Consider the following 17,523-nt stretch of genomic DNA (forward strand, 5'->3'; position numbering starts at 1 on the left):
CGCGGATGAACGAACACGAGCAGCCTGCATTCTGGCCCGCCCAGGGGAATCTTCACCAGGGGCGGGTTTTTGTCCTTAAAGAGGATGTGATTTTTACCGTGCTGGCGCAGGAGGGCGGTATCGCCTGGATGCACGCGCGCCATCCCCATTCAGGCGGCTCGTTCATCATTGCCACCGCGGTCAGCGACGAAGAGGAAGAGCGGGCCACCCGGCTGCTGAAAAACGAGTTTGCGCTGCGTGACGTGCTGCATGACAGCTGGGCCATTCGCGCCGTCGCGTCCACCCAGTACCGGGGACGCTTCGCGCTGGTGTACGCCCCGTTTGCCTTTGAGCTGCTGGCGCGGCGCGCGGGCAGGGCGATCTCGGGGATCGCGCGCTTTATCGAGCTGGCGATCCAGATCTGCGCCCCCCTGCGCCAGATGCATCTGCAAAACCTAATCCACGGCGATATCAAGCCCGGCAGCATTTTTATTCATCACGATGACACCTGCCGTCTGGGCAGCTTTGGCCTCTCCTGTAGCCTCTCCGGTGCCTTCTCCCAGACCCGGCTTGCCGTTTCAGGCGGTACGCCCGCCTGGATGTCGCCGGAGCACACCACCCGCACCCGGCGTCCCGTTGACGGCCGCAGCGATCTCTACAGCCTCGGCATGGTGCTGTATGAACTCCTGACCGGACGCCTGCCGTTTGAGTTGGGGGAGGACGATCAAACCAACTGGGCGCACTACCATATTGCCTCGGAGCCGCTGGCCCCGGACGTGATTCGCCCGGACGTGCCGGGAATGCTGTCGACTATCATCCTCAAGCTGCTGGAGAAGCACCCCGATAACCGCTACCAGACGGTCGACGGGCTGATTGCCGACCTCCGCCGCTGCCAGGCGACGCTGACCTGCGAGGGCGAGATCGTCGCCTTTACCCCCGGCCAGCAGGATCGCACCCCGGCGATCCTGCTGGCGGACTCCCTGTTCGCGACGCATCCGCAGGCGAACGACGTCATTGCCGCGTTTGAGCGGGTGGGGCAGAACCGGGTGCCGGAGCTGGTAACGATCGCCGGGCCGTCAGGGATCGGCAAATCCTCAATTATCGCGACGGCGCTCAAAACGCTACAGCAGCGGACGGTGCTGCTGGCGGTGGGCAAAGTCGACCAGTTTTCGCCGTCGCTGCCCTACGGCGCATTAAGCTCCGCGTTCCGCACCCTGACGCTGCACCTGCTGGGGCTGCCGGCAGACGAGGTGGCGAAGTGGAAAATCCGCCTGTCTCGCGCCCTGGAGGGGTACGAGGCGCTGGCCGTGAGTCTGGTGCCCGAGCTGGGCCTGCTGCTCGAGAGCAAGCCGCGCTTCTCGGCGGATACGTTTTCCATTGATGCCCGGGCGCGCTTCAGCCATATGGTGCTGGCGCTGGTGAAAACCTTTGCCTCGCAGGGCTGCCCGCTGGTGCTGGTGCTCGACGATCTCCAGTGGAGCGACGCCGCCAGCCTGCAAACGCTCAACTACCTGCTGGTGAACTGCGGCGCGATCCCGCTGCTGGTGGTGGTCGCTCACCGCGATATCGATGCCTTGTCCGAACCCGCACTGCAACAGCTGCTGGCGAGCCTGCCGGAGGCGGCGCAGCACGCGAGCGCAATTGTCCCGCAGGCGCTTTCCGTGAAAGCGGTGGCGCGCTGGCTGGGGACGGTATTTCGCACCCGCAGTACGGCGACGACCGACCTCGCCACGCTGATCCATCAAAAAACCGGGGGCAACCCGCTCTTTGTACACGAGTTTTTCCGCCGCATTGTTGATGACGGCCTGGTGGTGCACAACAAATATCAGGATAAGTGGCACTACGATCTGCAGGCGATCCGCGCCCGGCACTACACCGAAAACGTCGTGACTCTGGTGCTGGAGCAGCTTGAAGGGCTGCCCGACGAGACGCGCCGCCTGCTGGGCAGCATCGCCTGCCTCGGCGGCACGGGCGAGATGGAAATGATCTGCCGCGTGGTCGGCATGTCGATGGCGGAATTGCGCTATGCGCTGCACCCGGTGGTGATGGCCCAGCTCATCGTGCTGACGGAAAAAAAGTACGCCTTCACCCACGACCGGGTGCAGGAGGCGGCCTTTGCGCTGCTGGATCGGCATGAGAAAAGCCATATTCACCTGACGACCGCCAGCCTGCTGGCCGATGCCGCGCGTCAGGCGGCGGGGAACGAGCTGCTGTTCCGCGCCGTTCACCACGTCACGGCCGCGCTGGACAGCGTCCAGCCCGCGCCGCAGCGTCAGATGTTCCGCGAGCTGAGCCTGCTGGCCGCGCGACGCGCAAAGCGTTCGGGAGATTACCCATCGGCGCTCGGCTATATCCAGACCGCCCGGGCGCTGGGCAACGCCGGGACGGTGTCGGACTTTATGCTCGATATCGAAGAGGCGGGCTGCGAGTTTGCGCTCGGCCATCTGGAGCGGACCCGCGAGCTGTGCGATGCGATCCTTGGCTGCCCCGGCGGGCTGACCGAAAAAGCGCTGGCGGCCAACCTGCTGGTGGAAGTCTATATTCGCCAGTCGGATAGCCGTCTGGCGCTGGAGGCGGCGCTCTGCTGGCTGGGGATTTTTGGGATCCAGATCGGCCGCCACCCGGAAGACGCCGACTGCGACGAGGCCTGGGAACGCTTCTGCAACCGCGCGAGTGACGCGCCGCAAACCCTGTTTGCCCCGCTCTCGCGGATGGATAACCCGGAAACCGAAGCGGTGATGAACTTGCTCTACAGCGCCAGCATTTGCGCCAGCTTCATCTGCCCGCGCCTGCACTTTTTACTGCTCTGCCGCATGATGCACCTGACCCTCGACCACGGCATTACCGGCGCCTCCACCACGGCAATGGCCTGGTTTGGCGTGCTGATGGGCCACCGCTACGCCGAGTACCGCCTCGGGTTCCAGTACGGCACGCTGGCCCGCGAGCTGGTGAGTCGCCACGGCTATGACGCGTTCGAAGCCAAAACCCTGCTGCCGCTGGACCAGCTCAGCGTCTGGACCCAGCCTTTATCGTTTACCATCGAGTGCGCGAAAGCCTGCTTTACCTCGGCGGTGATCCACGGGGATATGACGATGGCCTGCTTTGCGGCCTGCCACCAGGTCATTAACTTCCTCTCGCGGGGCGATCACCTGGACGGGGTGCTGACCAGCATCGATCGCGGCCTGGCGTTCGTGCGTAAAACCCACTTCCAGGACGTGGAAACCATTTTGATGGTCCAGCGTGGCTACGTTGAGTTTTTGTGCACGCCGGTCATCGGCACCTGGACCGCGTCGCAGGTATTGCCTGAGGCACTGCTGCCCGCGTCGCCGGAGCAGGCGCCGGAGCAGACCTCCACAATGCTGTTCTGGTACTGGCTCTACCGCGGCATGGCGCACTTTACCTGCGGCGAATATGCCGACGCGCAGGCGGATCTGGAGACGGCGGGGTGGTACGCGTGGTCTGCGCCGGGCCACATCCATCTGCTGGATTACCATCTCTACAGCGCCCTGGCGCTCTCCCGTCAGCTGACGCCGGAGACCTTCTCGGCGAATCACCGCCGCAGCATTCACGCCCACTACGACAAAATCGCCCTCTGGGCGCGCATTAATCCCGGCACGTTCGCGGATAAAGAGGCGCTTATCTACGCCGAAATCGTGCGTCTGGACGGGATGAACAGCATTGCGCTTGAGCAGTATGAGAAGGCGGTCCGGCTCTCCCGAGAGGGTGGCTTTAACCCCATTAACGCCCTGGCCCACGAGCTGGCGGGACGCTTCGCGCTGGCCTGCGGCTACCCGACCGCCTCGGACGCGCATTTCCGCGGCGCAATTGCCGCCTGGGGCCGCGCGGGCGCACAGGCCAAGGTGTGCCAGCTGGAGCAGGATTTCCCGCACCTGCTGGCCTCCGGGCAGGCCAGCGCCTACGACACGGTGGCGTTCACCCAGAACGAGACGATCCGCGATCTGCAAAGCGTCATCAAAGCCTCCCGCGCGCTGTCGGAAGAGATCAATCTTGAGCGCTTGATCGAAAATCTGATGACCATCCTGCTCGAACGCGCCGGGGCGCAGCGCGGCCTGCTGCTTCGCGTGAGCGATAACCTCATCCCGGAGATCGAGGCCAGCGCCTGGACCAGCACCGAAGGCGTGCGGGTGCGGATCCTGAAAGACGTGCCGACGGTGACCGACATGCCCCTGTCGGTGCTCGCGGCGGTGATCCGCACCGGGCAGGAGATCCGCACCGGCAGGCCGGAAGAGTTCCATCCCTTCAGTCAGGACCCCTATCTGGTGACCTCGGGGGCGGCGGTTATGTGCGTCCCGATGTTTAAACAGGCGCGGCTGGTGGGGGTGCTCTACCTGGAAAACCGCCTGATGCCGGAGGTCTTCACCGCCGAGCACTCGCGCGTGGTGAGCCTGCTGGGGGCGCAGGCTGCGGTCTCTCTGGAGACGGCGCGGCTGTACGCCGAACTGCTGGCGGAGAACATCCAGCGCCGACGCGTGGAAAAAGAGCTGCGCGCCAGCCAGACCTCGCTGATGCTGGGTGAGCAGATCAGCCACACCGGCAGCTGGCGCTGGGAGCTGGAGCAGGATCTGATGTTTATGTCCGAAGAGTACGCCCGCATTCTCGGCCTGCCCGAGCGGCAAAAGATGATCTCCATGGCGGAGTTTTTGACATTCGTTCATGAGGATGATTACGCCCGCATCAGCGCCATCGTCACCCAGAGCGTGCGCGAGGGGCTCTCTATGCGCGCGGAGTTTCGCGTTAAGCGTACCGATGGTTCAACGCGCTACATCCTCGGGATTGGCGATCCGGTGGGCGTGGGCAGCGAGGTGAACGAGTATTACGGCATCATTACCGATATCACCAGCCAGCGCGCCGCGGAGGATGCCATGCGGGTCGCGCAGGCGGAACTGGCGCGGGTGTCCCGTGCCACCACCGTCGGGCAGTTAACCTCCTCCATCGCCCACGAGATCAACCAGCCGCTGATGTCCATCGTCTCTAACGCCGGGGCGAGCCTGCGCTGGCTTAACCGCGAGCCTGCCCGGCTGGATAAAGTGCGGGAAGGACTGGAGGAGATCGCCGCGGAAGGCGCGCGGGCGGGAGAGATCATTCGCAGCATCCAGTCCCTGACGCGCAAGCAGGATCCGACCTTCGCGCGTATCGATCTCCACTACTTGATCCACCACATTATTACCCTTTCCCGCAGCGAGCTGGAGCAGCGACACATTAGCGTGGATTATCTGTTAAACGCCAGTGACAGCTTTATCACCGGGGACAGCGTGCAGATCCAGCAGGTGCTGCTCAACCTGGTGATGAATGCGGTGGAGGCGATGGCCGAGGTGAAGGATCGCGCCAGCACCATTACCCTCAGCACCGCCAACGCGGACGGGAAAGTGATCGTCGAGATCGCCGATACCGTGAGCGGCATTGAGCCCGAGCGGCTGGAGCAGATCTTTGACTCCTTCTACTCCACCAAGCCACAGGGGATGGGGATGGGGCTGACCATCAGCGCCAGCATCATCGAGCGCCACTGCGGGAAGCTGAGCGCGCGCCGTCGGGAGCCTTACGGCACGATGTTCGCGTTTGCGCTGCCGCTGGCGGCGCAGGAAGGGTAAAGGTTACTCCGCGGGCTGGCTTTTGGTCAGGCGCTCAACGGCCCTGACCAGCTCGGCAACCGAGCGCACCTGCATTTTCTCCATCACGCGGCGACGGTGCACCTTCACCGTGATCTCGCTGACGCCCAGCTCGGCGGCAATCTGCTTGTTCAGCATGCCGCTAATCGCCAGCGTGAGCACCTCGTGTTCGCGCGGGGTGAGGGAGAGATGGCGCTGCTTCAGGGCGTAGTGCTCTTTATTGCGCTCGGCGTTGTGTTCCGCCAGCTGCAGCGCGGACTCAATGGCGTCGATAAGCGCGGTGGATTCGACGGGCTTGGTGAGAAATTCGTACGCGCCGCCTTTAATGGCGCGCACCGACATCGGGATGGTGCCGTGGCCGGTGAGGAAAATAATCGGGATCTCTCGCCCGCTGTCCTTGAGGGCGTCCGCCACGTCAAAACCTGAAATGGCGGGCATTTGCATATCGAGGATCACGCACGACGGCAGGTCCTCAAAGCGGTATTGCAGAAACGCTTCTGCCGATGAAAAGCCGATAGCGTTTAAGTCTGCCGATTCCAGCAGCCCGATTACGGACTGCCTGACCACGTCATCGTCATCAACCACATACACAATGTGTTCCATTCACCGCCCCGGTGCTGATTTAAATGTCGAGGATGCAAACAGTCCCAACGGTGGCGTAAGAGACTGTTTATGCTGACTTTCATCTTAACACATTAAATATCATTATCATTTAACAATATGATAACCATATGAAGTATAGCGAGCCGGGGCGGGGGCGGTGAAGGAATGAAACGCTGTTTTTATGCACCGACAAGCTCGATGCGGTTGCCGTCCGGGTCCGCGATCACCGCTTCATCGAAGCCGTCCCCGGTCATGCGCGGGGCGCTGAGCAGCGTGCCGTTGGCCTGCGCCCGCTCGGCCATGCTGTCCACTTTTGCCTTGCTGCCGACGTTAATGGCGATATGCGCCCAGCCGATAAACTCCGGGTGCGACGGGGCGTCGGGCAGGTCCGGCAGCGTCATCAGCTCGAGGGTCGGCCCGTCATCCAGGGTAATAAAATGGGATTCAAACCCCGGACGGTTTTTGCTGACATAGCGTTCGTTACTGCGGCCATTAAACACCGTTTCCCAGAACTGAACCTGAGCTTCAAGGCTGCGGGTCCAGAGTGCGACATGTGCAATATTCATAAGATCCCTCGTTATTTGTCTGTGAGGACTTTCACCGATAAAACAGGCTACACTCTGGTTTTGAGCGCGACAAGCTGAGGACATAACAATGCACTACACACTGAAAGAGAGCGACAAGGAAAAAGCGGAAGGGTCAAACGGCGCGGGCGCTCTGCAGCAAAAACTGCTGGAGTCCCGTTCGATTGTCATCTCCGGTGAGATCAACCAGGAGCTGGCGCAGAAGGTCATTACCCAGATGATCCTGCTGCAAAGCGTCAGCAACGATCCGATCAAGCTGTATATCAACAGCCAGGGCGGCCACGTGGAAGCGGGTGACACCATCCACGACTTTATCAAATTCATTCGCCCGGACGTGCACGTTATCGGCACCGGCTGGGTGGCGAGCGCGGGGATCACCATCTTCCTGGCCGCGAAAAAAGAGCACCGCTACTCGCTGCCAAATACCCGCTTTATGATCCACCAGCCGCTGGGCGGCGTGCGCGGTCAGGCGACGGATATTGAGATCGAAGCGCGCGAGATCATCCGCATGCTGGATCGCGTCAACAAGCTGATCGCTGATGCCACCGGCCAGCCGCTGGAAAAAGTGAAAAAAGACACCGACCGCAACTACTGGATGTCTCCGGCAGAAGCGCTGGACTACGGCATCGTGGGCAAACTGATTACCCATTACGACGAGCTGAACCTGGATTAAGTTTTACTACCGTGTACGTGTCGGGTAGCGGCTTCGCCTTACCCGACCTACGCGCGCTCGTTTGACCCATGACAAGTTCCCCCTCTGCCTTCTTGCCTATAATCGCGCCTGTTTCCCCTCTCACTGGTGCTACCCATGGCGTATCAATTGAACCTGAACTGGCCGGAATTTCTTGAGAAATACTGGCAAAAACAACCCGTAGTGCTGAAAAATGCCTTCCCGAATTTTGTCGACCCGATTACCCCGGACGAGCTGGCAGGCCTGGCGATGGAGCCGGAAGTCGATAGCCGTCTGGTGAGCCATTTCAACGGCAAATGGCAGGCCAGCAATGGTCCGTTTGAGCACTTTGACGATCTGGGCGAAACCGGCTGGTCGCTGCTGGCGCAGGCGGTGAACCACTGGCATATGCCCGCCGCGGAGCTGGTGCGTCCGTTCCGCGTCCTGCCGGACTGGCGTCTGGACGATCTGATGATCTCCTTCTCCGTGCCGGGCGGCGGCGTGGGTCCGCATATCGATCAGTACGACGTGTTTATCATTCAGGGGATGGGCAGCCGCCGCTGGCGCGTGGGCGACAAGCTGCCGATGCGTCAGTTCTGCCCGCATCCGGCGCTGCTGCACGTGGATCCGTTTGAGCCGATCATCGACGAAGATCTTGAGCCGGGCGATATCCTCTATATTCCGCCTGGATTCCCGCATGACGGCTTCACCCATGAAACCGCGCTCAACTACTCCGTCGGCTTCCGCGGGCCGAACGGTCGCGATCTGATCAGCAGCTTCGCCGACTACGCGCTGGAAAACGATCTGGGTGGCGAGCACTACAGCGATCCGGATCTGACCTGCCGCGAACACCCGGGCCGCGTGGAGCAGTACGAGCTCGATCGTATCCGTCAGATGATGATCGACATGATTAGCAAGCCGGACGATTTCACGAAATGGTTTGGCAGCTTCGTCTCCACGCCGCGCCACGAGCTGGATATCGCCGCCGCCGAGCCGCCGTATTCAGTGGAAGAGGTGCTCGACGCGCTGCAAGGGGGCGAAACGCTGTCGCGCCTGAGCGGCCTGCGCGTGCTGAACGTTAACGGCAGCTTCTTTATTAACAGCGAACAGCTGGAAACGGCGGATGTGAACGGGGCGGACGCGCTGTGCCGCTACACCGATCTCGGCCAGGCCGAGCTGGGGGATGCGCTGAATAATCCGGCGTTTGTGGACGAGCTGACCGGTTTGATTAACCAGGGATACTGGTACTTCGACGAGTAATAGCCGGCGGCGTTTAGCCTGGCTAAACGCCGCTACGTTCAAACCAGCATATTACACGCCTTCCAGTAGTTCAAAAGCCGCTCGTCGTCGCGCTCTTTCTCCGCTTTGATTTTCATCGCCTGGGCGAGATTCTCTCGCGATAACTCATGGCCTTTTTGCACGATGTCCAGGACCGCTTCACCAAGAGCCAGCGAAATTTCTGCCCGATTGTTGCGAATCGTCATAAATACCTCCTCGTTGGTTGCGATAATTTAATTATGAACGGGAAAAAATCAATCGGAAATAATTCATCTCATTCTTATTTTTTCCTTTCGGCGCTAAATAGACATCATATTCCATTCTGTCAATGATGTTTCAAAATGCTAATAAGACTTTTAAGCCTGAATTTATGCGCTACAGTTATTTTTCGTGCAACAGGCAAATAACCGAAACAGGAGAATGATTATGGTAGATAAAAGCGCAATTAAGGATCACACTCAGGTTGTCGCCAGCTGCGGAACGCACGTCGGGGTTGTGGACCATCTTGATGGTGAGCGCATCAAGCTTGCGAAGAGCGATCCGGAATCGGGCGGCAAACACCACTTTATTCCTCTCGGCTGGGTCGATAAGGTCGAAGATAATAACGTTATCCTGACCAAAAACCATAAAGAGGTTTTTGCTGAGTGGCAGGAAGCATAAATATATTTCTCGCAAGGAAATATATGACTTCGCTCCGGGTTCGTCCGGAGCGTAATAGTGTCTGCGCCCGGTGATTGCTGATATGGCAAAGGGATGGTACTGTTTTGCCTGTCCTTTTCCCGATGCAGGCCCCGAATTATGCTCCAGAGTGAAAATAGATCAGCGAAACGCATATTTTTTGTTGAAGATTTTCAGGTATTCGGCGAGCGCTACGGCATCGACTACCGTTTCCCCCAGTTAAAAGAGGCGCAGGCCAGCGGCAGCCCCGTGTTGCAGGGGAATGTTGAAGAGATGATGCTCTCGTCCGGCATTTCGCTGACCCATTCCGACGTACGTGTATTACAGCCCTATGAAACCACCTCTCGCCACAGCAGCCCGCTCTATATGCTGGTGGTGCTGGAAGGGTGCGTGACGCTCACGCTCAATGGTATCGATTATCCCGTCCACCCGGGCATGGCGTTCAGCTCTCGTCTGAGTGAAGATCAGGTAATGAGCGCGCGTCACGATGCCGACAGCACGTTGAAAACGCTCTCGTTTGGCGTGTATCCCCACGATGCCGGACGTGAAGCCCTGCTTGACTCATTGCTTCTGGAATGGCAAAGCCTGAATGCACCCGCGTTTGTCTGGCAGGTTCCCGAGTTTGTGATGTCAGGTATTCTGCATGCGCAGCGGCAGAGGGGACGCGTGCTCTCACGCAAGCTGGTGCTGGAGGGGCTGATGTATCAGCTGCTCGGCCACGGCCTCAGCCAGCGCCAGCAGCCTTGCCCAAGCCGCCCTGAGCATGCGCGTCTTGAACGCGTGCGGAGCCTGCTGGAACAGTCTCCTGAGCGGGATCATACACTCGCGCAGCTGGCAGCCCTGGCTGCAATGAGCCCAAGCAGCCTGCGCAGCAAGTTCCGTCAGCGCTACGGCTGCACCCTCTTCGATTATCTTCGCGACTGTCGCCTTGCGCTGGCGCGCCGCTATCTGCTGGAAGGCCACAGCGTGCAGCAGGCGGCCTGGATGTGCGGGTATCAGCATGCCACCAATTTCGCCACCGCGTTTCGTCGTCATTACGGGATTTCTCCGGGCGACGTGCGCAAACTCCGCTAACGTAATTTCGCCCATCGCGCGAACGCATCCCGTGCGGTTTAGCATCACGCATACGTAACCTGGCGGCGCGCATAGCCGTTTGCACTCTCAAAAAGGTAATAATTCTTATTAACAATAAGAAATATCTCTGGAGAGGGTTATGTTTGCTAAATCGCGTCTGGCACTGCTGGTGGGATGGGTTACCGGTAGCGTCGCTTTTCCTTTACTGGCGCAGGATGCGCAAAAAACTGACACCGTGGTGGTGACCTCGCAGATGCAGTCTGCGGCCACCAAGCTTGAAACGCCGGATATTGAAACTCCGCAGTCGGTCTCTATCGTCACGCGCGAGCAGTTCGAAGAGCAGGGCGCAACCAGCGTGCGTCAGGCCGTGAGCTACACGCCGGGGGTCTACAGCAACCAGATTGGGGCGTCTAACCGCTTTGACTACATGGTGCTGCGCGGCTTCTCTGACGGCAGCCTGGACAACGTCTACCTGGACGGCCTGAAGATGATGGGCGACACCAACTCCCACAGCTCGCTGGTGGTTGATCCGTGGTTCCTGGACAGTATCGAAGTCGTGCGCGGTCCTGCCTCCGTGCTCTATGGTCGTTCATCGCCGGGCGGGATTGTGGCGCTTACCTCCCGTAAGCCGTCGTTCGATCCGGGCGGGGAGATCAAGCTCTTCGCCGGGAACAATAGCCAGCGTGGGGCGATGTTCGACGTCACTGGCCCGGTTGATGATAATGACCGCGTGGCGGTGCGCCTCAGCGGGATGACCCGCTATGCCGATTCCCAGTTCGATCCGCTGAAGGAAGAGCGTTACGCGCTGATGCCGAGCCTGACCTGGCGTATCACCGATAACACCCGTCTGGATCTGATGGCCTACCTGCACCGCGATCCGGAAGGCGGCAGCCACTCCGGCCTGCCGTATGAGGGCACGGTTGTGCCGCACAGCGGGAAGAAAATCTCCAACACGTTCTTTGAAGGTGAAGACGATTACGACAAGTACGATCGTCGGGAAAACATGGTCGGCTATAACCTTGAGCACCTGTTTGACAGCGGCTGGTCCGTGCGCCAGAAGCTGCGCTACCTGCACACCAAAGTGGAGCTGAACCAGGTGTATGCCGCAGGCTGGCTGAATGACACCGAGCTGAACCGCGGCTATTCCGGCTCTGACGAGAAGATGAACGCCATCACCCTGGATAACCAGGTCGACGGCAGCTTCGACACCGGGGCGGTGAACCACCGCGTGCTGATCGGCATGGACTATCAGGACCGCACCAACAACGTGACCGGCTACTATGGCGGCTTCCCGCCGATTGACGCCTTCCACCCGGTTTACGGTGCGAAGCCGGACTACATCACCCAGTACAGCAGGGAAAAGCATAAGCTTCGCCAGACCGGTTACTACCTACAGGATCAGATGTCCATTGACCGCTGGCGCCTGACGCTCGGCGGGCGTTACGACCAGGTGAGCGTGTCGAACGTCGACAACTTTAACCACACCCGCAGCGATCTGGATAAAAACAACTTCAGCAGCCGCGCGGCGCTGCTGTATCTGTTTGATAACGGCGTTGCGCCGTACGTCAGCTACTCCACCGCCTTTACGCCGACCAGCTTTGCCGACGAGCAGGGCAATATCCTGGATCCGATGAAGGGCAAGCAGTGGGAAGCGGGCGTGAAGTATGAGCCAGAAGGGATGAACAGCCAGTTCAGCGCCTCGGTGTTCCGCATCAACCAGAAGAACATTGCCACCAAAGAGGAGCCGACCGATCCGTACCGTTCCATCGGTGAAATCGAATCCGAAGGCGTTGAGCTGGAGGCGATTGGTCAGCTGACCGACAGCCTGCGCATGCAGGCGGCGTATACCTACACGGATATTCGCTATAAGAAGAGCAGCCCGGAAGAGGAGGGCAAGCGCGCCGTCTATGCCCCGCGTAACATGGCCAGCGCCTGGCTGAGCTACGACGTCAAAACCGGCCCGCTGGACGGCCTGACCGTCGGCTCCGGCGTGCGCTATGTCAACGGGATCGCCAGCGATCGCCAGAACACCCATACGCTTCCATCGTACACGCTGGTTGACATGGTCGTGGGGTATGACCTGTCGAAAGTGGGGCTTACGGGCGTGAGCGCGCAGCTGAACGTCAATAACCTGACGGACAAAAGCTACCTTGCGGCGTGTAACTCGCTCTCTTACTGCTACTTCGGTGCAGAACGCAGCATTGTGGGCAGTGTTTCGTGGAAGTTCTGAGTCGTTGATTTTGCCGGGTGGCGGCTTCGCCTACCCGGCCTACTCTGTTCCGTAGCGCCACCGGCGCTAAAAAACGTGCTACTCCTCCATCGCAATCACAATCGCCTCGCCCATCTTCTTCAACGCTTCGCGATGCTTATCCGTCGGCGGCAGCGCCACGTTGATCCGCAGGCAGTTGCGGTACTTCCCGGAGGCGGAAAACAGCGACCCGGCCGCCGCCTGGATCTTCAGGCGGCACAGCTGCTTGCTGACGCACACCATATCCACCTTCTCCGGCAGCTCAACCCACAGCAGGAAGCTCCCCTGCGGGCGCGTGACGCAAATCTCCGCCGGAAAATACTGCCGCACCCAGCAGGTGTAGGTTTCCATATTCTGCTGATAAATCTGGCGCATACGGCGCACGTGGCGATGGTAATGGCCGTCGCGAATAAACGCCGCCACCGCCATCTGGGTGCCCGGCACGTTAAACCCGCCCGCGGCGTATTTCATGTGCATCACCCGGTCGTAATAGCGTCCCGGCACAATCCAGCCGACGCGAAGGCCCGGCGCCACTGTTTTGGTAAACGAGCTGCAGAGGATCACGCGGCCATCAATGTCCATCGAGTGAATGGTGCGTGGGCGCGGGTACTCCGCTGCCAGCTCACCGTAGATATCATCCTCCACAATCACGATATCGTGCCGCTGGGCGAGGGCCAGAACCTGCTTTTTCCGCGCTTCCGGCATGATAAACCCGAGCGGGTTATTGCAGTTGGGCACCAGGATCACCGCCTTGATCGGCCACTGCTCCATTGCCAGCTCTAACGCCTCAATGCTGATCCCGGTTTCAGAGTCGGTGGGAATTTCAATCGCCTTGATGTCAAACCCGCGCAGCATCTGCATGGTGCCGTGAAAAGATGGCGATTCCACCGCCACGATGTCCCCCGGTTTGCACACCGACAGCAGGGCAATCGACAGCGCGCCGTGGCAGCCGTTGGTGATCACAATGTCGCTTGCCGAGACGGTCGAGCCGCCGTCCAGCATCAGGCGGGCGATCTGCTCGCGCAGCTCAAGGCGGCCGTCGAGCACGTCATAGCTCAGCATCTCGCTTGGGTTATGCTGCGCAAGGCGGCTCATCTCGCGCCACAGGGGCTTCAGGCTCGGCTGGTTAATGTCCGGCGAGCCGCCGCCAAAGGAGATCATCTCTTTGTCGGCGCGGGCGTCCAGCAGCATCATCACCTCATCCCACTGGGTGACGTCCACCGGGCGCTGCACCGGGCGCGTCATCGCCGGGACGGGCGGCTGGGCTTTGCGTTTCGAGACAAAATAGCCGGAGCGCGGCTGGGGGGTAATCAGCTGAAGGTTTTCGAGGATCTGGTAGGCCTGCTGTATGGTGCTGATGCTCACGCCGTGCTCCTGGCTCAGGGCGCGCACCGACGGCAGACGCTCGCCGCTGCGATACAGCCCTTGTTCAATGCGTTCTGCCAGAAGGTTGGCCAGGTGTTGATAGCGTGTCATGCTGTATCCTTTATTTTCACCATACAGATTATTAAACCAGTACAGATTGCCGCAAAAAACGGCATGCAGATACCGTTTTAGCGGATCTGTATGTTAAACAAAAGTTGTTTTTGCATCTGTATTGCGCAGGTCTATTTCCAGGATGATAACCCCACTGGCACAGTGAGGAGAGCATTATGGAATTCTACGAGAACCGTTCAAAACGTCCGTTCGTCGTATTTGTCTGGATCGGCAAAACGATCCGCAACTGGTATCGCATCAACCGCACCCGCCGCATCCTGAGCCAGATGAGCGACGAGCAGCTCAAGGACGTCGGGTTATCCCGCAATGATATTTAAACCGTGGCCGGGTAAGGCGCAGCCGCCACCCGGCGATGTTCAGCTCAACAGCGCAAGCGTCTGCCGCTTCGGCCTTTCCAGCAAATCCAGCGCCTCCTGATACGACCGCACGTTGTTATAGCCCATTACCAGCCCATAGCGTTTGCCCGACCCGCGATACCACTCCGAGAGCGCATTGACCTGCAGCTGCTGTTCCTGCCAGCAGCGGGCCATTTCCCGGTCGCAGCTCCCTTTGGTGAGAAACGCCACGATATGCATCCCGCCGTCGTTTTGCTCGGTGAAAAACAGATCGCCATACACCTCGCGCAGGGCGGCAATCATCCAGTCGCGGCGGGTCTGGTACAGCGCACGCATCTTTTTGAGATGGCGGAAAAAATGCCCTTCGTTGAGAAACGCGGTGAGGATCTTCTGCGTCAGCACCGGCTGGCCGCTGGTGGTGATATCCGCGCAGTCGGTAAAGGCCCCGACGGTGCTGGCGGGCATCACCACGTAGCCCATGCGCAGCGACGGCATGATGGTTTTACTGAAGGTACCCATAAAAATCACCCGGTCGTGCCGATCGAGGCTTTTCAGCGACGGCAGCACCTTGCGGGTGTAGTGAAACTCCCCGTCGTAATCGTCTTCGATGATCCACGCCTCGTTCTGGCTGGCCCAGTCGAGCAATTGCTGCTTGCGCGGCAGGGAGAGCGTCACCGCCAGCGGGCTCTGGTGCGAGGGGGTGACGATGGCAAAACGCGCGTCACGATGGTGACGAAGCAGGTAGTCCGTATCAATGCCGCAGCGATCGACCGGCACCGTGTGCAGGCGCGGCACGATCCGCTTCAGCAGTTGCTGGCCCATAAAGTAGCCCGGATCTTCAAACACCACCTTGTCGCTGCGGCTGGCGAGGGTGTCGAGGATCAGCCGCAGGCTGCCGCTGTAGCCGCTGGTGATCAGCACCTGTTCGGCGGTGCAGGACAAGCCGCGCGAGATATTGAGATAGCTGGCGATGGCCTGGCGCAGCGGATACCAGCCCAGGACGGGCGGGTTGAGCATCTCCTCCTGACGCATGGCGCGCGTCGCCTGGCCTGCCAGCAGCAGCCATTTTTTATAGGGGAAGCTGTCGAGGGCGGGGATGCCGGGGCGCAGAAAACCGGCCCGCTCGCGCTGGCTGATAAGCGAGGCCGGAAGCGTGCCGGTAGGCTGTTCCGCAGGGGCATTGTTATCCGGCAGCAGTAAATCCGGGTTGACCCGCGTGCCGCGCGCGCCCTGGCTCACCAGATACCCTTCACCCGTCAAAATGGCGTACGCCGTTTCGACGGTTTTGCGCGCCACCTTCAGCTCTTCCGCCAGCACGCGGATGGCAGGTACCCTGTCCCCCGGCTTCAGCACGCCGCGCGTGATGTTGTCGCGATAGCGGGAATAAATGTCGTGATAGCCCGGCTTCATGTCCTACCTCATTTCACGCTTTTTGTATCTTTTTACTATGTCATGAACGGCGTAGATTTGCCTCATCGCACGGCACATGCCGCACAAAAAGAGGAAAGACAATGAGCACTCGCGTTAACCACCATAAAGTTACACCTGCCCTCGCCAACGCGCTGTCTGCCCTGAGCATGGAGGTGGCAAAAACCTCCATCGACCCGGCGCTGAAGCACCTGATCGACATTCGCGTGTCGCAGCTGAACGGCTGTACGTTCTGTCTGGATATGCACTCTAAAGAGGCCAAAATCGCCGGGGAACGCGAGCTGCGCCTGTACCATCTGGCGGCCTGGCGCGAGTCCCCGCTGTTCAGCGCCCGCGAGAAAGCCGCGCTGGCCTTCACCGAAGCGCTGACCCAGATTGGCGTTCACGGGGTGAGCGACGCGCTGTACCGCAGCGTGGCGGAGCACTTCTCGGACGTGGAGATTTCAGAGCTGAACTTCGCCATCGTGGCGATCAACGCCTGGAACCGTCTGGGGATCACCTCCCGCATGGCGCCCGGCTCGCTGGACGCGGCTTACGGGCTGAATAAGGCTAACCTGGAATAATCCCGCGCTCGCGGATCATCGCCACCAGCGCCCGCAGTCCCGGCGGGACGTGGCGATGGCCGGGGTAATACAGGCGCAGCCCGGCAAAGGGCTGCGCCCAGTCGTTTAAAACGCTCACCAGTTCTCCATTCTCAAGCTCTTCCCGGATATACAGTTCCGGCAAAAATCCTACCCCTAATCCCGCCTTTACGGCGCGGATCGAGGCGAAAAGATCGGATGTCGCAAAGCGTGGCGGTACGGCAAGGGCGTACGTTTCCCCCCGGCGCGCCAGCTCCCAGCGGTAGATCCCCCCGTGGGCCATGCGCATGCCGATCCCCTGATGTGAAAGCAGATCGTCCGGCGTCTGCGGAGTACCGTGACGGGCAAAATAGTCCGGCGTGGCGGTCACCAGCTGGCGGATCTCCCCGGTCAGCGGCACGGCGATCATGTCCTGCGGCACGGACTCCTCGAGGCGGATCCCCGCGTCGTAGCCTTCCGCGACGATGTCGATCATGCGCGCTTCGCTGACGGTTTCCACGCGCATCTTCGGATAGCGGATCATAAAGTCGATCAGCAGCTGGTCCAGAAACAGGGTGCCGATATGGTTCGGCACGTTCAGACGCAGCGTGCCGGCGGGTTCCCCGGTGTCGCTGTGGATCTCCTCGCTGGCGAGGCGGATCTCCTGCAGCGCCGGGCCAACGCGCGCCACGTAGCGCTGTCCGGCGTCGGTGAGCGCCACGCTGCGGGTAGTGCGGTTAAAGAGGCGAGTATCCAGGCGGCTCTCCAGCCCGGCGATGGCGTTACTGACCGCCGTGGCGGACATGCCGAGCTCCTGCGCCGCGCCGCGAAAGCTGCCGCGCCGCACCACCGCCATAACCACTTCCAGCTCTGTCAGACCTGAACGATGCATAGATTATCCTGAAAATCGAAACAACCCTTGCAGCATAGCGTGGATTATCGCAACGGAGAAGCCGTGCCAG

Annotated in this window: 14 protein-coding genes; 8 read left to right on the forward strand and 6 right to left on the reverse strand. The window is 60.3% G+C overall.

Annotated features, from left to right (window positions below):
- Positions 1–5 precede the first annotated feature (5 nt).
- Entirely contained in the window at positions 6–5,588 is a 5,583-nt protein-coding gene (locus IM299_RS15020) for an AAA family ATPase (protein WP_193357740.1), read from the forward strand.
- A gap of 3 nt (positions 5,589–5,591) precedes the next feature.
- Here IM299_RS15020 and IM299_RS15025 read toward each other — a convergent pair whose 3' ends face one another.
- Both IM299_RS15025 and IM299_RS15030 read right to left on the reverse strand, forming a co-directional pair.
- The gene (locus IM299_RS15025; protein WP_193357741.1) at positions 5,592–6,209 is read right to left on the reverse strand and encodes a response regulator transcription factor; all 618 of its coding nucleotides are present in this window, start codon (positions 6,207–6,209) and stop codon (positions 5,592–5,594) included.
- Positions 6,210–6,388: 179 nt separating this feature from the next.
- Positions 6,389–6,775, reverse strand: a complete 387-nt coding sequence (locus tag IM299_RS15030) for a VOC family protein (protein ID WP_193357742.1) — start codon at positions 6,773–6,775, stop codon at positions 6,389–6,391.
- An 88-nt stretch (positions 6,776–6,863) separates the two neighbouring features.
- Between IM299_RS15030 and IM299_RS15035 the strand changes: the two genes are divergently transcribed.
- Together IM299_RS15035 and IM299_RS15040 are read left to right on the forward strand one after the other, a co-directional pair.
- A complete protein-coding gene (locus tag IM299_RS15035) occupies positions 6,864–7,466 on the forward strand; it encodes an ATP-dependent Clp protease proteolytic subunit (RefSeq protein ID WP_059355685.1) in 603 nt (200 codons plus the stop codon).
- A gap of 135 nt (positions 7,467–7,601) precedes the next feature.
- Complete coding sequence (locus IM299_RS15040) at positions 7,602–8,723, forward strand: cupin domain-containing protein (protein WP_193357743.1); 1,122 nt, start codon at positions 7,602–7,604, stop codon at positions 8,721–8,723.
- Between the two features lie 38 nt (positions 8,724–8,761).
- On the opposite strand, the gene IM299_RS15045 is transcribed toward IM299_RS15040, so the two are convergent.
- Positions 8,762–8,947, reverse strand: a complete 186-nt coding sequence (locus IM299_RS15045; protein WP_048957611.1) for a hypothetical protein — start codon at positions 8,945–8,947, stop codon at positions 8,762–8,764.
- 220 nt (positions 8,948–9,167) lie between these two features.
- Here IM299_RS15045 and IM299_RS15050 point away from each other — a divergent pair, with 220 nt between their 5' ends.
- The 3 genes from IM299_RS15050 to foxA all read left to right on the forward strand — a co-directional run bounded on the left by IM299_RS15050 (position 9,168) and on the right by foxA (position 12,723).
- A complete protein-coding gene (locus tag IM299_RS15050) occupies positions 9,168–9,401 on the forward strand; it encodes a DUF2171 domain-containing protein (protein ID WP_063942935.1) in 234 nt (77 codons plus the stop codon).
- 138 nt (positions 9,402–9,539) lie between these two features.
- A complete protein-coding gene (locus tag IM299_RS15055) occupies positions 9,540–10,493 on the forward strand; it encodes an AraC family transcriptional regulator (RefSeq protein ID WP_193357744.1) in 954 nt (317 codons plus the stop codon).
- Between the two features lie 121 nt (positions 10,494–10,614).
- A complete protein-coding gene (gene foxA, locus IM299_RS15060; protein ID WP_193357773.1) occupies positions 10,615–12,723 on the forward strand; it encodes a ferrioxamine B receptor FoxA in 2,109 nt (702 codons plus the stop codon).
- Positions 12,724–12,801: 78 nt separating this feature from the next.
- On the opposite strand, the gene IM299_RS15065 is transcribed toward foxA, so the two are convergent.
- Positions 12,802–14,217, reverse strand: coding sequence for a PLP-dependent aminotransferase family protein (locus IM299_RS15065; RefSeq protein ID WP_041911335.1), 1,416 nt, complete (start codon positions 14,215–14,217; stop codon positions 12,802–12,804).
- A gap of 176 nt (positions 14,218–14,393) precedes the next feature.
- Here IM299_RS15065 and IM299_RS15070 point away from each other — a divergent pair, with 176 nt between their 5' ends.
- Positions 14,394–14,555 (forward strand): DUF1127 domain-containing protein, encoded by a 162-nt coding sequence (locus tag IM299_RS15070; protein WP_032644967.1) that lies wholly within the window; start codon positions 14,394–14,396, stop codon positions 14,553–14,555.
- A 39-nt stretch (positions 14,556–14,594) separates the two neighbouring features.
- On the opposite strand, the gene IM299_RS15075 is transcribed toward IM299_RS15070, so the two are convergent.
- Positions 14,595–15,983, reverse strand: a complete 1,389-nt coding sequence (locus IM299_RS15075; protein WP_193357745.1) for a PLP-dependent aminotransferase family protein — start codon at positions 15,981–15,983, stop codon at positions 14,595–14,597.
- A 101-nt stretch (positions 15,984–16,084) separates the two neighbouring features.
- On the opposite strand from IM299_RS15075, the gene IM299_RS15080 reads away from it, so the two are divergent.
- On the forward strand, positions 16,085–16,564 hold the full coding sequence (locus tag IM299_RS15080; protein WP_014882392.1) for a carboxymuconolactone decarboxylase family protein: 480 nt from the start codon (positions 16,085–16,087) through the stop codon (positions 16,562–16,564).
- Here IM299_RS15080 and IM299_RS15085 read toward each other — a convergent pair.
- Complete coding sequence (locus IM299_RS15085) at positions 16,551–17,453, reverse strand: LysR family transcriptional regulator (protein WP_041911333.1); 903 nt, start codon at positions 17,451–17,453, stop codon at positions 16,551–16,553. The two genes, IM299_RS15080 and IM299_RS15085, sit on opposite strands and share 14 nt — an antisense overlap.
- Positions 17,454–17,523 lie beyond the last annotated feature (70 nt).

It is taken from the genome of Enterobacter cloacae complex sp. P47BA (genome assembly GCF_014930485.1).
GTDB classification, from domain to species: Bacteria; Pseudomonadota; Gammaproteobacteria; order Enterobacterales; family Enterobacteriaceae; genus Enterobacter; species Enterobacter bugandensis.